Origin of the sequence: Dyella sp. 333MFSha, from assembly GCF_900102405.1 — a bacterium.
GTDB lineage: Bacteria > Pseudomonadota > Gammaproteobacteria > Xanthomonadales > Rhodanobacteraceae > Luteibacter > Luteibacter mycovicinus.
In genome coordinates this window covers 110,094-123,372 of sequence record NZ_FNBR01000005.1, presented here as the reverse complement: position 1 = coordinate 123,372, position 13,279 = coordinate 110,094, and the positions used below count along the sequence as shown (strand labels likewise).

Here is a 13,279-nt window from a genome sequence, read left to right as displayed (position 1 = left end):
TTTGGGTGCCCGGGCCATGATTTCCAACGAAGGTAACGAAGCGAGCGCGCCGCGCGTGGGCGTGGTGATGGGCTCGCGATCGGACTGGGAAACGATGGAGCATGCCTCCGCCACGCTGTCCCGTCTGGGCATCGTCCACGAGGTCCAGGTGGTCTCCGCCCACCGCACCCCCGACCTGCTTTTCAGCTACGCCGAAGCGGCCCGTGGCCGTGGCATCCAGGTAATCATCGCCGGTGCCGGTGGCGCCGCCCATCTGCCGGGCATGATCGCCGCCAAGACCGCGCTGCCGGTGTTCGGGGTGCCTGTACAGTCCAAAGCGCTGAACGGTATGGATTCCCTGCTTTCGATCGCGCAGATGCCGGCCGGTATCCCGGTCGGTACCCTGGCGATCGGCCGTGCCGGCGCGACCAATGCCGCCCTGCTGGCCGCCTCGGTCCTGGCGCTGCACGACCCGTCCGTCGCCACGGCCCTCGACACGTTCCGCAGCGACCAGACCCGCACCGTCCTCGATAACCCGGATCCGCGCTCGTGAGCCGCAAGCTCCCCACGGTGGGTATCCTCGGCGGCGGGCAGCTGGCGCGCATGCTGACCCTTGCCGCGGCACCCCTCGGCATCCGCACGCTGGTGGTCGACGGTACGTCCGACGCCTGCGCCGGCCAGGTGGCCGAACTGATCGTCGCCGACTGGTCCGACGACGCCGCGCTGGCTGATTTCGCCCGGCGGGTCGACGTCGTCACCTTCGATTTCGAGAACGTTCCCGCCGCCGCCGCCGAGCGTCTGGCCGGGCTGGTCGACGTCTTCCCCAATCCGCGTGCGCTCGCCGTGGCGCAGGATCGTCTCAGCGAGAAGACGCTGTTCCGTGAGACCGGCCTGGACACGCCCGAGTTCGAAACGGTCGACACCCGAGAGGACCTGGTTCGCGCGGTGGCCCGTATCGGCGCCCCGGCCATTCTCAAGACCCGTCGGCTCGGTTACGACGGCAAGGGCCAGTTCCGTCTGAAGACGGCCGACGACATCGACGCGGCCTGGGCCGCCCTGGGCGACGCGGCGGGTAAGCACGGGCTGATTCTGGAAGCCTTCGTTCCGTTCGATCGCGAGCTGTCGGTGGTGGCGGTGCGTGGCCGCGATGGCTCGTTCCGCGCATGGCCGCTGACGCGCAACTGGCATGTCGACGGCGTGCTCTCGCTGAGCCTCGCTCCCGCGCCGGGTACGTCCGACGAGCTGGAGCAGGCGGCCACGGCGCATGCCCGCGCCATCGCCGAGAAGCTCGATTACGTCGGAGTCTTCGCGCTGGAGCTGTTCGTCCGCGGCGGCGACCTGCTTGGCAACGAGATGGCGCCCCGCGTGCACAACTCCGGCCACTGGACGATCGAAGGCGCGCACACGAGCCAGTTCGAAAACCACATCCGTGCGGTGCTCGGCCTCCCGCTGGGTGACACCGGTGTACGCGGCGCGAGTGCGATGCTCAACTGGATCGGCGACATGCCGGATCCCGCGCCGGTGCTTTCCGTGGCCGATGGCCATTGGCACGACTATGGCAAGGAGGCCCGTCCGGGCCGTAAGGTGGGCCACGCGACGCTGTGCGCCGCGGATGCCGGCAGCCTGCGGGCGAAGCTGGCCGAGGTCGGTGTCGGCCTTGGACGGGAGAGCCAGGTGGCCCCGGCGGTCGAGCTGCTCGGCTAACCGGTCGAGCGGTGGCGCGAGCCGAGCCCCGGAAGCAAAACCATCGGAGCCCCGCTCCCGGCAAACAAAAAAGGCCAGGTCTAAACGACCTGGCCTTTTCATCGCAGCAGGATAAACCTCAGGCGAGGTTCTTGGCCGCGAAGTCCCAGTTCACCAGATTCCAGAACGCTTCCAGGTACTTCGGACGCGCGTTGCGGTAATCGATGTAATAGGCGTGCTCCCAAACGTCCGCCGTGAACAGCGGCTTGTCGCTGCCGGTGATCGGGGTAGCGGCGTTGGACGTGTTGACGATGGCCAGCGAGCCATCCGGACGCTGCACCAGCCAGGTCCAGCCCGAACCGAAGTTGCCGGCGGCCTGCTTGGCGAACTCTTCCTTGAACTTGTCGACGCCACCGAAGGCCTTGGTCAGCGCGTCGGCGAGCTTGGCCGGCGGCTCGGCGCCGCCGGGGGCGCGCATCGAGTTCCAATAGAAGGTGTGGTTCCACACCTGGGCGGCGTTGTTGAAGATGCCGCCCGAGGACGACTTGACGATCTCTTCCAGGCTCTTGCCTTCGAACTCGGTGCCCTTGATCAGGTTGTTGAGGTTCGTGACATAGGTCTGGTGGTGCTTGCCGTAATGGAACTCCAGCGTTTCAGCGGAAATGTGCGGCTCCAGGGCATTCTTTTCATACGGGAGCGGGGGAAGTTCGAACGCCATAGCGGGACTCCTTAGCGGTGGCTGGGGGGGAAGGGCGTGGCGAGGGGCGCGGGGCCCACACTGCTACACTACGCAACTAATCGCATTCTAATGATGAAACCCGACCTATGGACGTCGTAGACGAGATCAAGGCCATCGTGGCGGCCCATCCGATCGTGCTTTTCATGAAAGGCACGCCGGAATTCCCTACCTGCGGCTTCTCCGATCGCGCCGTGAAAGCGCTCGACGCCGCGGGTGCGGTCTTCTTTCCGGTCAACGTCCTGGCCGATCCGCGCATCCGTGCCGGCCTGCCGCATTACTCGAACTGGCCGACCTTCCCGCAGCTGTTCCTGCTGGGCGAATTCATCGGCGGCTGCGACATCGTGGAAGACCTGCATTCGGCCGGTGAACTCAAGCGGATGGCGGCCGACGTCGCCGGAGCCGATTCGTGAGTTCGTTGCCGTCAACGCGTCTTCCTGACGACTGGTCTCCCGCGCCGGGCCTGCTCGCGGGTCGTGTGCTGGTGATCACCGGTGCCACGGGCGGCCTTGGCGGCGAGACGGCGAAGGCGGCGATCCGCGCTGGCGCCTCCGTCGTGATCACGGGCCGCAAGGTGCGTGCGCTCGAGAAGCTTTATGACGAGCTGGTCGCGCTCGGCGGTACTGAGCCGGTGATCCATCCGCTGGATCTCGAAAGCGCCACGCCGGCCGACTACGCGTCGCTGGCCGAGGGTATCGAAAAGGAATTCGGTCGCCTGGACGGCATCGTGCATGCCGCCGCGCACTTCAATGAACTGACGCCGATCGCCATGCACAAGCCGGACGACTGGCTGCGCGCGATGCAGGTCAATGTCTCGGCGCCGTTCGCGCTGACCCAGGCCTGCATGCCCCTGCTGGGCAAGGCCGGGGACAGCGCGGTGGTCTTCGTGCTCGACGACCCGGACCTGCTTTCCCGCGCCCATTGGGGCGGCTACGGCGTGTCCAAGGCGGCGGTCGAGCGCATGGCGTCGGTGCTCCATGCGGAGAACGCGCGTGGCGCCCTGCGCGTGCATGCCGTGCTGCCGCCGCCGATGCGTACGGCCCTGCGCCGCGCCGCGTACTTCGGCGAAAACACCCTCGACAAGCCGATGCCGACCGCGTCGGCGGAGGCCATCGTCTATCTTCTGTCCGGTGCCAGCGCGGAAACCCGCGGCACCGTACTCGATCTTCGCCCGACCCACTGACCGCGTTATAGGAGTTACCCCATGGAAGCGCAGATGACGACGTTGTCCGCGGGCATCCTGCTTTTCCTGATCATGGACCCCCTGGGCAACATCCCGTTGTTCCTGGCCCTGCTCAAGGATGTGCCCCCCCAGCGCCGCCGCAAGGTGATGGTGCGCGAACTGCTCATTGCCCTCGGCGTGCTGATCGGCTTCCTGTTGGGCGGTCAGTACATCCTCAAGGTGCTGCAGCTGCGCCAGGAGTCAGTGAGCATCGGCGGCGGTATCGTGCTGTTTCTGATCGGCATCCGCATGGTCTTCCCGCCCGTGGAAGGTGGCGTATTCGGCAAGCCGGGCGAAGGTGAGCCCTTCATCGTGCCGATGGCGATCCCCGGTGTCGCGGGTCCGTCGGCCATGGCGGCGCTGTTGTTGCTGACCAATTCCCAGCCGGGCCGTACGGCGGAGTGGGGCATCGCCCTGTTCCTGGCCTGGCTCGCCACCTCGGTGATCCTGCTCAGCTCCACCTTCCTGTTCAAGTGGCTGGGCGAGAGCGTCCTGACCGCGCTGGAGCGGCTGATGGGCATGCTGCTGATCGCCTTGTCGGTGCAGATGTTCCTGACCGGGCTGTCCGCCTACCTGCACATTGCCGTGTGACCTTCCGCCCATTGTCGCAGGAACGTACGCGGCGGTAGGGTTGCTGTCATAATTGCCCGCGAGCATGCACGGGACGGGCGCGGTCCGTCCGGGGCATGCGTCGATGGCCCTGACGAGGGGCAGCTGAGGACGTTCGAAGGCTTATGAGAAACCACGACTGCGCACCGGCCCCGTTCGGTTTGATCCGTTCGACGTCAAGGGAGCCTAAGTCATGCTGAGCATCGATCAGACCCTCCAGGAACGTCTGCCCTGGCTGGCCCAGCACCCGCTGATCCGCAAGCCGCTCGTCGGCATGCTGGAAAAGCTGGCGCACGAGACCCGCTTCAACAAGACGCTGGATCACGCCGGCGCCGCCCTGGGCTTCGACTTCTGCGAACGCACCCTCGACTACCTCGGGGTCAGCTGTCGCATCACGGAGCGAGAGCGCGAGAACATTCCCGTCGAAGGCCCGCTGATCGTCGTCGCCAACCACCCGCTGGGCATGGTGGACGCGATCGCGCTGCTGCAGATGATCGGCTCGGTGCGCCGCGATGTCCGCATTCTCGGCAACGACGTACTGGCTGCCGTACCGCAGCTGGGCCCGCTGCTGCTGCCGGTCGACGTCTTCGGCAAGGGCTCGGCGTCGCGCATGCGCAACGTGTTCCGCGCCATCCAGGCCGGCGAAGTGCTGGTCATGTTCCCGGCGGGCGAAGTGTCGCGTGTCGGTCCCTCCGGCGTGCGTGACGGCAAATGGTCGGATGGCTTCGCGCGCATCGCGATGAAGTCCGGCGTGCCCGTGCTGCCGGTGCACATCGCAGCGCGCAACTCCGTCGCCTTTTACGGCCTGTCGATGCTGGCCAAGCCGCTGAGCACCGCCATGCTTCCGCGCGAAGCCACGTCGGGCCACCAGCGCGTGACCTTCCGCATCGGCAAGCTGGTCGATGCCGATGAACTCAAGCAGGTCAGTGGTGGGTCGGCCGAGCAGGCCGCCAAACTCATGCGCCGCCACGTTTACCGTGTCGGCCGCGGCCGCGATCTGGTCTTCGGCGGGCAGACCCCGCTGGCGCATCCGGAGCCCGTCGAGCGTGTCGCTGCGGAGCTGGACAAGGCCGAATTGCTGGCCGAACTGGCCGATGGCAAGCGCATCCTGCTGATGCAGGGCTCGTCGGACAGCTACGCGCTGCGTGAGATCGGGCGTCTCCGCGAACTCACCTTCCGTCGCGTGGGCGAGGGCACCGGCAAGCGCCGTGACCTCGATGCCTACGATCCGTACTACGAGCACCTGGTGTTGTGGGACGCCAAGGCGTTGCGCATCGTGGGTGCGTATCGCTTCGGTCACGGCGGTCGCCTGATCGCCGAGCGCGGCATGACCTCGCTCTATACGTCGAGCCTGTTCGATTACTCCCCGGCGCTGGAGTCGCGTCTGGCGCAGGGCCTCGAGCTTGGCCGCAGTTTCATCGCTCCCGCTTACTGGCGCTCACGTGCGCTGGATCAGCTGTGGCAGGGCATCGGCCTGTACCTGCAGCGCCATGCCGACGTGCGTTACCTGTTCGGTCCGGTGAGCATGTCGGTCAGCATGCCGCGCGAGGCGCGTGAGTGGATCGCTGCCGCCCACCAGCATTTCTTCGGTGTGCAGGGGCTCGCGGCGGCCCGCCAGCCGTTCGTGATTCCGCAGTCCACCATCGAATCGGTGCGCGCGGAGCTCGAGGGACTGGATCCGGCGAGCGGCCTGGGCCGCCTCAAGCATCGCCTCGATGCCCTGGGTGTCACCTTGCCGGTGCTCTACCGACAGTACGTCGATCTGGTGGAGCCGACGGGCGTGCAGTTCCTCGCGTTCGGTGAAGACCCGGACTTCGCCGGTTGCGTGGATGGACTGGTGATGCTGGATCTGGCGTCGCTGAAGCCGGCGAAGCGGTCGAGGTATCTGGGGAAGGGCTGACTGGGTCCTCTTGCGAACGTCGCCTGGAGAACCGCTTGGGAGACTGGGCGGTTTTTTTTGTCGCTGATTCTTCGCTGCGTTGGCGGTCGCCAGCAGGGCTGGCTCCTACAGAGCGGCGCGGGGTAATAATTAGCCGGGGTTACGGGGTGATGGCCGCGCTGATTTGCCGCGCTGGAAAAATGCCTATTCCCGATCTGTAAAAAAAGGTCAGATAATCGCTAAACTGTCATTATGTGAGGCTAAGGTGAGGCTTAGCGCTCCGGTCGCTGCGCTTGGTGCGCAACGGCTCTGAAGGCTCCCCAATCCGGTCGTTTCCTTTCGTCCCGCTCGTTGAAGTGGGCGATTCGCTGTGGCCGGTCAAAACGTTTTTTCTTGCGGTGATCGTAATAAATATCGAAAAGAAATAATCGAACTTAATTACGATCAGGGTATTAATTGCATAAACGCGGAAATTAAATAACGGCCTCGCGAGAGGCTCGTCAGGGAAGGCTTTTGGCTTGACTGCCGCGACGCGCACGAGGGGTGCGCGGCGCGAACTCACGATTTCACCCTCAAAACCACGTTCTTTCAGGAAACTGCGATGACCCGTAACTCACTCTCGGCCGCGATCGCCTTGACCCTTCTTGTGGCTACCGGCGCCGCTTCGGCCCAGGACGCCCAGAGCACCCAGGCCAGCAGCACGCAGAGCCAGCGCGCCACGGCCACCAGCACGTCCAACACCTCCAATGACAACGCGACCCGTCGCGCCTCGCAGGCGATGGAAGCCGTGCAGGTGAAGGCCGACTCGCTGTCGCTCGGCGGTGGTCTGATGTCGATACAGGACGCACCGAAGGCCGTGTCCACGGTTTCCCGCGATGCCATCATTCAGGCGGCTCCCGGCGTCAACTTCACCCAGGCGATCGACTCGATCCCGGGCGTCGTGTCGTCCACCGATGACTACACCGGTCTGAACGACGGTAACGCCTCGGTTCGCGGCTTCGGTCTCGACGAAGTGGGCGTCACCGTCAACGGTGCGCCGATCAACGACAGCGGCAACTACAAGATCTACGCCTCGGAGTACGGCGACGCCGAGAACATGGGCGACGTGACCGTACAGCAGGGCTTTCCAGACAACAGCACCCCGATCTCCGGCGCGGCCGGTGGCTCGATCGCGTGGGTGACGGTCGATCCGTCGCACACGGCCGGTCTGGACGTCGCACAGTCGGGCGGCAGCAACAGCTACCACCGCACCTTCATTCGTCTGAACACCGGTGACATCGGTCCGGTGCGTTCGTGGTTGTCGTACTCGGACAACGAGACCAACCTGTGGCGTGGCCGCGGCAAGTCGAAGGTGACCAAGGTCGACGAGAAGTCGGTCTGGCGCATCGACGACAAGAACTCGGTGACCTTCTCGGTGCAGTACAACCGCGAAGTGAAGACCAACTACGAGTCGCTGACCAAGGCTCAGGCCGCCGCCGATTACAAGCAGAGCTACCTCGGCACCTACACCCCGGGCAGCACCAGCAGCAACTATTACGCGCTGCACCAGAACCCGTTCCGTAACTACCTGGCCAGCCTGGACGGTGAGTTCACCCTGTCCGACAACCTGCGCCTGTCCGTGGTCCCGTACTTCCAGTACGGCCTGGGCGGCGGCGGTTCCGGCTCCACCTTCACCGAGAACCCGCTCGCCACCGGCAACTACTACAAGTCGGTGCCGTACGATCTGAACGGCGACGGCAAGATCAGCGGCACGCAGCTGGTCAACTCGTACAGCTACTCGACGACCTACCGTCCCGGCATCATCGCCAAGTTCAACCAGGATCTGTCGGACAGCAACAGCCTGGAATACGGCGTGTGGGCCGAGCGTCCGCGTCAGAGCCAGGGTCAGGTCTTCGTCCCGGTCGACTATGCCACCGGCGTGCCGATCGATACGTGGGCCGAGAAGGGCTCGCGCATCAAGTACCCGGACGGCAGCACGCAGAAGGCGTACAGCCAGTACACGACGACCACCAACGCCAAGGCGTTCGTGACCGACAACTGGAACCCGACCGACAAGCTGACCCTGACCGGCAGCGTGGCGTACATCTGGTCCAAGCGTGATGGCGAAGTGGCGGAATTCCCCGGCTCGGCCGGTGCGATCAATGCCGCCGGCAAGGTCACCGTCACCCCGACCAACGTCGGTTACGGTTCGTCACCGGTGGACACGTTCCACAAGTGGACGCCGACGGCGGGCGCCAAGTACCAGCTCAACGACGAGAACCAGCTGTATTTCGGCATCGGCAAGACCTTCCGTGCGCCGATCAACGGCGCGGTGCTGAGCAACTCGCTGTACGGCTATGGCACGGCCAACGCTGGCGCGCTGCCGAACAAGCCGGAGTCGTCGACCAGCGCCGACCTCGGCTGGCGTTATTACGGTGAGCGCGCGTCGCTCAGCGTCGACGCGTTCGCGGCCAACTTCAACAACAAGCAGGTGTCGGGCTACGACGAGGTCACCGGCCTCAGCGTTTACACGCAGCTGGGCAAGGTGCACAACCGCGGCATGAGCCTCGAGGGTAGCTTCAAGTTCGACGAAAACTGGTCGGTGTACGCCAACTACACTTACCTGCAGTCGCGCATGGAAGACAACCTCGACTCGCTGGGCGACGGCATCTATTACACCAAGGGCAAGACCCTGCTGAATGCCCCGCGCAATGCGGCCTACGTCGCGCTGAACTACAAGAATGGCCCGTTCTGGGCTGCGCTGAACGCGAAGTACCAGGGCGCGATCTGGGGTGACTGGTCGAACACCGAAAAGGTCGGTGGTTACACCACCCTCAACCTCAACGCGGGCTGGGATTTCCCGGACTTCTCGACCACGTTCCGCAAGCCGTTCATCAAGATCAACGTGTACAACCTGACCAACCGTCAGGCGCTTACGTATGCCAGCAACGCCGGCGCCTTCCTCGCCAGCAACCCGAACAAGATCAAGGACGCGAACGGCACCACGCTGTTCACCTCGGCTCCGTACTACTCGGTGCTGCAGGACCGCACGTTCATGGTCACGGTCGGCGCTTCGTTCTTCTGACGAAAGCCGGGGGAGGGCGATACCGCCCTCCCTTCTCAGCGACACGACGATCGCCCTTCGAAAGAGGGGCGATTTTTTTTTGCGTGGCGTTTGCGCCGTTCCGGCCTCTCCCCGCTTGCCCGATGCGGCTTTGGCCCGATCGCCCGAGTCGGCTTTTCCCCGTGCGCCGGATTCGGCTTTTGGTAGGAGCGCGCCCTGCGCGCGACCGGTGCTAGCGGGACCCTCGATCGCGCGCAGGGCGCGCTCCTACAAGAGCCGGTTGGATTCGTGTTGGGCCGGATACCGCAGCGTTTCGCGATTTGGATCGTGACAATCCACGACGCGCCCATGTGTTGTTGCGACTCACATGACCGCGATTCGTTGCGACCGGCTGTAGTGGTTCTTACACGAAGCTCGCGTAACCTGCCTTTGAAAAATAAATATCGACCAAAAACGGCAAGTTAGACAACAAAACGGCCTGCCTAGGAAAAAGTGGTATTTATCAAACTGGCGTGAAAACGTTACAAATCTGTCATACAATGCCGTTAAAGTTGGCTTAACAACTGTCGCCACCGGTCGCAAGGATGTGAACCGGGTCACACGAGACGACACAGCCACAGATTGGGGAAAGCTCAAGCGAATCGCACCGCCCGGCTCCGGCCGAGCCGCCCTTCGTTTGGCAAAAACTTTTTTCGTTGCAAGCCACAGGGTCGACCATTAGATGAATAGCCGAATCCGCGCCAAACTCCTGCCGCTGGCGATCGCCTCGCTCTTCGCGGCACCTGCATTTGCGCAGGAAACGTCCTCCACGATCAGCGGTCGCGTGCTCGACGCCGCCGGTCAGCCGGTGGCCAACGCTACCGTCGTCATCGTCCACGAGCCGTCGGGCACGACGAAGACCACCACCACGGACGCGAGCGGCCGTTATTCGGCCCAGGGTCTGCGCGTCGGCGGCCCGTTCGACGTCACCGCCACGAAGGACGGCACGCCGTCGGCTCGCCAGGACAACGTCTACCTGCAGCTGGGTTCGGACACCTCGGTCAACCTGAGCGCCGGCACCGCCGCCAGCGCGGCTGACGCGACCGCGTTGGATGCGGTCACCGTGTCGGCCGTGTCGGGCCAGTTCTCTTCGGAGAACAAGGGTCTGGGCACGAACATCTCGCAGCAGCAGCTGAAGAACACCCCGTCGCCGAGCCGCAACATCGCGGACATCGCGCGTCTCGATCCGCGCGTCAATGTCGACCACGGCACCGGCGCGATCTCGGCCAACGGCCAGAACACCCGCCTGAACTCGATCAAGGTCGACGGTCTGGGCGTCGGCGACCCGTTCGGTCTGAACTCCACCGGCATGCCGACCGTCGGCTCGCCGGTGTCGATGGACACGATCGACTCGTTCAACATCTCCACCGCCAACTATGACGTCGGCTCCGACACCATCGGTGCGGAAATCAACGCCGTCACCAAGTCGGGTACCAACGACTTCCACGGTTCGGCCTACTACGGCTTCAAGAACGCGAGCAGCATGGTCGGCGAAGCCGGCTGGCTCGACCGCGGCAAGGACTACACCGAGTTCGACCGCAACTGGACGGCGGGTGCCACCGTCGGCGGTCCGATCATCAAGGACAAGCTCTTCTTCTTCGCCGGCTATGAGAAGGAAGAAGTCACGGGCCTCAGCTCGGGCGCCGTCACCGGCCTCGACCCGACGCTGACGGGCTTTTCCACGGCCAACAAGATCTCGCAGACGGATCTCGATCGCACCATCGCCGCCGCCACCGGTCGCGGTCTTTCGCCCGGCACGACCGGCGCGAACGCCGGTACGCTGACCGACAAGCGTTACATCGCCAAGATCGACTGGAACATCACCGACGGTCACCGCATGAACCTTGCGTACTCGCGTACCAAGGAAGTGAAGCCCAATCCTCAGGGCAACTCGACCAACAGCGTCGGTCTCTCGAGCTACTGGTACACCGTCAACACCGACATCAAGAATTACACGCTGCAGTCGTTCGACGACTGGAACGACGTGTTCTCGTCGGAGGCCAAGGTCGGCTACAGCGATTACTCGCTGAACCGTTCGGTCGATCAGCAGCAGCCGATGGTCCAGGTTCGCCTGAACCAGGGCGTCGGCACGTCGGGTCCGTCGGTCTACCTCGGCGAAGACCAGTTCAGCCACTACAACTCGGCGTCGGTGAAGACGCTGAACGCCATGTGGGCGGGCACCCTGTACCTCGGCGACCACACGATCAAGGGTGGTTTCGAGTGGGAACGTAACCGTATCTACAACCTGTTCGGTCGTACCGAGTTCGGTTCGTACCTCTACGACGGTTACGCCAACCTCGCCGCCGGTCGCTACACCAACTATTCGCTGTACCAGCCGGCGCCGGGCTATTCGCTCAACGACATCGCCGCTCAGTGGGAACTGCGTCGCAACACGTTCTTCCTGCAGGATACCTGGCAGGCGAGCGACAACCTCTCGGTGCAGTTCGGTGTGCGCGTCAACAAGTACCTGACCGACGACAAGCCGCTCTACAACGCGACGTTCGCGTCGAAGTACGGCTTCAGCAATGCCAGCACCATCAATGGCAGCCAGCTCGTCGAGCCGCGTCTGTCGTTCAACTACACCTTCGACAGCGAATACAAGACTCAGCTGCGCGGTGGCGTCGGCCTGTTCCAGTCCGATCCGCCGACCGTGTGGATGACCAACCCGTACCAGAACAACGGTATCAATATCGTTACCTATTCGTACAACCGTCAGGGTAACAACTGCACGCTCGGCAATGGCCCGGCCATTCCCTGCCCGGCGTTCAGCGCGAATCCGCTCGCTCAGAACACGAGCGGCGCGGGCACGGTTCCGCAGATGGCGGTCGATACCGTCGACAAGGACTTCCAGCTTCCGAGCGTGTGGAAGTCGTCGCTGGCGTTCGATCGTGAACTGCCGTGGGATGGCATCATCGCGAGCATCGAATGGCAGCATCTCGATACGCGCGACGGCATCTTCTATCAGAACCTCAACATCGGTAATCCGACGGGTATCCTGCCGGACGGTCGCAACACGTACTTCGGTTGCATCGGCGGTGCGCAGGCCGTCGGCGGCGCCACCGGCCGTAACTGTGCGGCGTTCCCGGCGGGCGCGCCTTCCGCGGGGAGCACGACCAACACGGCTCGCTCGCGTTCGGATAACCGCTTCGCCCAGGCCGTTACCTACCTGACCAACACCTCGAAGGGCAAGGCGGACTCGGTCACCCTGTCGTTCAGCAAGGCGATGGAGAACGGGTGGGCGTGGAGCGTGTCGGCCACCGGCGGCCACGCCACGGAAGTCAATCCGGGCACCTCCAGCCAGGCCAGCTCGAACTACTCGAACAACGCGTGGACCAACCCGAACGAAGACATCGCGTCGACGTCGAACACGAACATCGGCAAGCGCCTCAACGCGTCGCTGACGTGGCAGCACAAGTTCTTCGGCGACTACGCCACGACCATCAGCGCGTTCTACGACGGTCATGACGGCGTGCCGTACAGCTGGGTGTTCTCGAACGATGCCAACGGCGACAGCTACTCGCGTGACCTGGCGTACATCCCGAACCGTGGCGACGTGATTCTGCGTAACGCGGCCGGCACGGCGGGCGCCTCGCAGCAGCTGCAGGACCAGTTCTACCAGTACATCCAGGACGACAACTACCTGCGTAAGCGTCAGGGCAAGATCGCCGGCCGTAATGCCACCAAGGCCGCCTGGGTCAACCAGATCGACCTCGGCATCAGCCAGGAAATCCCGGGCATCTTCAAGGGCAACAAGGGCGAGATCCGTCTCGACGTCTACAACTTCCTGAACCTGGTGAACAAGGACTGGGGCCAGCAGTCGTACGTCGGCTTCCCGTACACCCGTAACTTCGCGGCCTTCGGCGGCGTGGATCCGGCCACGGGCAAGTACATCTACAACCTGCCGACCGACGCCAACGGCAACTACCAGCCGGGCACGAAGGCGGTGTATGACGCCCCGACCGACAACAGCGCGACCAAGGTCAACCCGGTCTCGCGTTGGTCCGCCATGCTGACCGTCAAGTACACGTTCTAAGCGAAGGATTCGCTGCTCGATCCCGAGGCCGGTACCCGTGAGGGTGCCGGCCTTTT

9 protein-coding genes are annotated in these 13,279 nt (G+C 64.2%); 8 read left to right on the top strand and 1 reads right to left on the bottom strand.

Annotated elements, in window-relative coordinates; genetic code table 11:
• Positions 1–16 precede the first annotated feature (16 nt).
• On the top strand, positions 17–532 hold the full coding sequence (gene purE, locus BLT40_RS16940) for a 5-(carboxyamino)imidazole ribonucleotide mutase (RefSeq protein ID WP_036114980.1): 516 nt from the start codon (positions 17–19) through the stop codon (positions 530–532).
• Positions 529–1,683 (top strand): 5-(carboxyamino)imidazole ribonucleotide synthase, encoded by a 1,155-nt coding sequence (locus BLT40_RS16935; RefSeq protein ID WP_255364051.1) that lies wholly within the window; start codon positions 529–531, stop codon positions 1,681–1,683. The genes purE and BLT40_RS16935 overlap by 4 nt, the downstream gene beginning before the upstream one ends.
• 118 nt (positions 1,684–1,801) lie before the next feature.
• Here the strand turns inward: BLT40_RS16935 and BLT40_RS16930 are convergent, their stop codons facing one another.
• Entirely contained in the window at positions 1,802–2,380 is a 579-nt protein-coding gene (locus tag BLT40_RS16930) for a superoxide dismutase (RefSeq protein ID WP_036114975.1), read from the bottom strand.
• A 107-nt stretch (positions 2,381–2,487) separates the two neighbouring features.
• Between BLT40_RS16930 and grxD the strand changes: the two genes are divergently transcribed.
• From grxD to BLT40_RS16900, 6 genes are all read left to right on the top strand, one after another.
• The gene (grxD, locus tag BLT40_RS16925; RefSeq protein ID WP_036114973.1) at positions 2,488–2,811 is read left to right on the top strand and encodes a Grx4 family monothiol glutaredoxin; all 324 of its coding nucleotides are present in this window, start codon (positions 2,488–2,490) and stop codon (positions 2,809–2,811) included.
• Positions 2,808–3,581 carry an SDR family NAD(P)-dependent oxidoreductase gene (locus tag BLT40_RS16920; protein ID WP_090355087.1) on the top strand — a complete coding sequence of 258 codons (774 nt, stop codon included), beginning with the start codon at positions 2,808–2,810 and terminating at the stop codon, positions 3,579–3,581. Before grxD ends, BLT40_RS16920 begins: the two co-directional genes overlap by 4 nt.
• A 33-nt stretch (positions 3,582–3,614) precedes the next feature.
• Positions 3,615–4,211 (top strand): YhgN family NAAT transporter, encoded by a 597-nt coding sequence (locus BLT40_RS16915; RefSeq protein WP_036118129.1) that lies wholly within the window; start codon positions 3,615–3,617, stop codon positions 4,209–4,211.
• A 211-nt stretch (positions 4,212–4,422) separates the two neighbouring features.
• A complete protein-coding gene (locus BLT40_RS16910; protein ID WP_043692923.1) occupies positions 4,423–6,129 on the top strand; it encodes a bifunctional ornithine lipid synthase OlsF in 1,707 nt (568 codons plus the stop codon).
• A 580-nt stretch (positions 6,130–6,709) separates the two neighbouring features.
• Entirely contained in the window at positions 6,710–9,172 is a 2,463-nt protein-coding gene (locus tag BLT40_RS16905; protein WP_036114967.1) for a TonB-dependent receptor, read from the top strand.
• Between the two features lie 700 nt (positions 9,173–9,872).
• Positions 9,873–13,223, top strand: coding sequence for a TonB-dependent receptor (locus BLT40_RS16900; RefSeq protein WP_090355085.1), 3,351 nt, complete (start codon positions 9,873–9,875; stop codon positions 13,221–13,223).
• Positions 13,224–13,279: the final 56 nt, after the last annotated feature.

What these genes read in the sequence shown, in the direction of transcription:
- BLT40_RS16905 (WP_036114967.1), top strand. Translation starts at nt 6,710, where the DNA reads ATGACCCGTAACTCACTCTCGGCCGCGATCGCCTTGACCCTTCTTGTG.
- grxD (WP_036114973.1), top strand. Translation starts at nt 2,488, where the DNA reads ATGGACGTCGTAGACGAGATCAAGGCCATCGTGGCGGCCCATCCGATC.
- purE (WP_036114980.1), top strand. Translation starts at nt 17, where the DNA reads ATGATTTCCAACGAAGGTAACGAAGCGAGCGCGCCGCGCGTGGGCGTG.
- BLT40_RS16900 (WP_090355085.1), top strand. Translation starts at nt 9,873, where the DNA reads ATGAATAGCCGAATCCGCGCCAAACTCCTGCCGCTGGCGATCGCCTCG.
- BLT40_RS16930 (WP_036114975.1), bottom strand. Translation starts at nt 2,380, where the DNA reads ATGGCGTTCGAACTTCCCCCGCTCCCGTATGAAAAGAATGCCCTGGAG.
- BLT40_RS16915 (WP_036118129.1), top strand. Translation starts at nt 3,615, where the DNA reads ATGACGACGTTGTCCGCGGGCATCCTGCTTTTCCTGATCATGGACCCC.
- BLT40_RS16910 (WP_043692923.1), top strand. Translation starts at nt 4,423, where the DNA reads ATGCTGAGCATCGATCAGACCCTCCAGGAACGTCTGCCCTGGCTGGCC.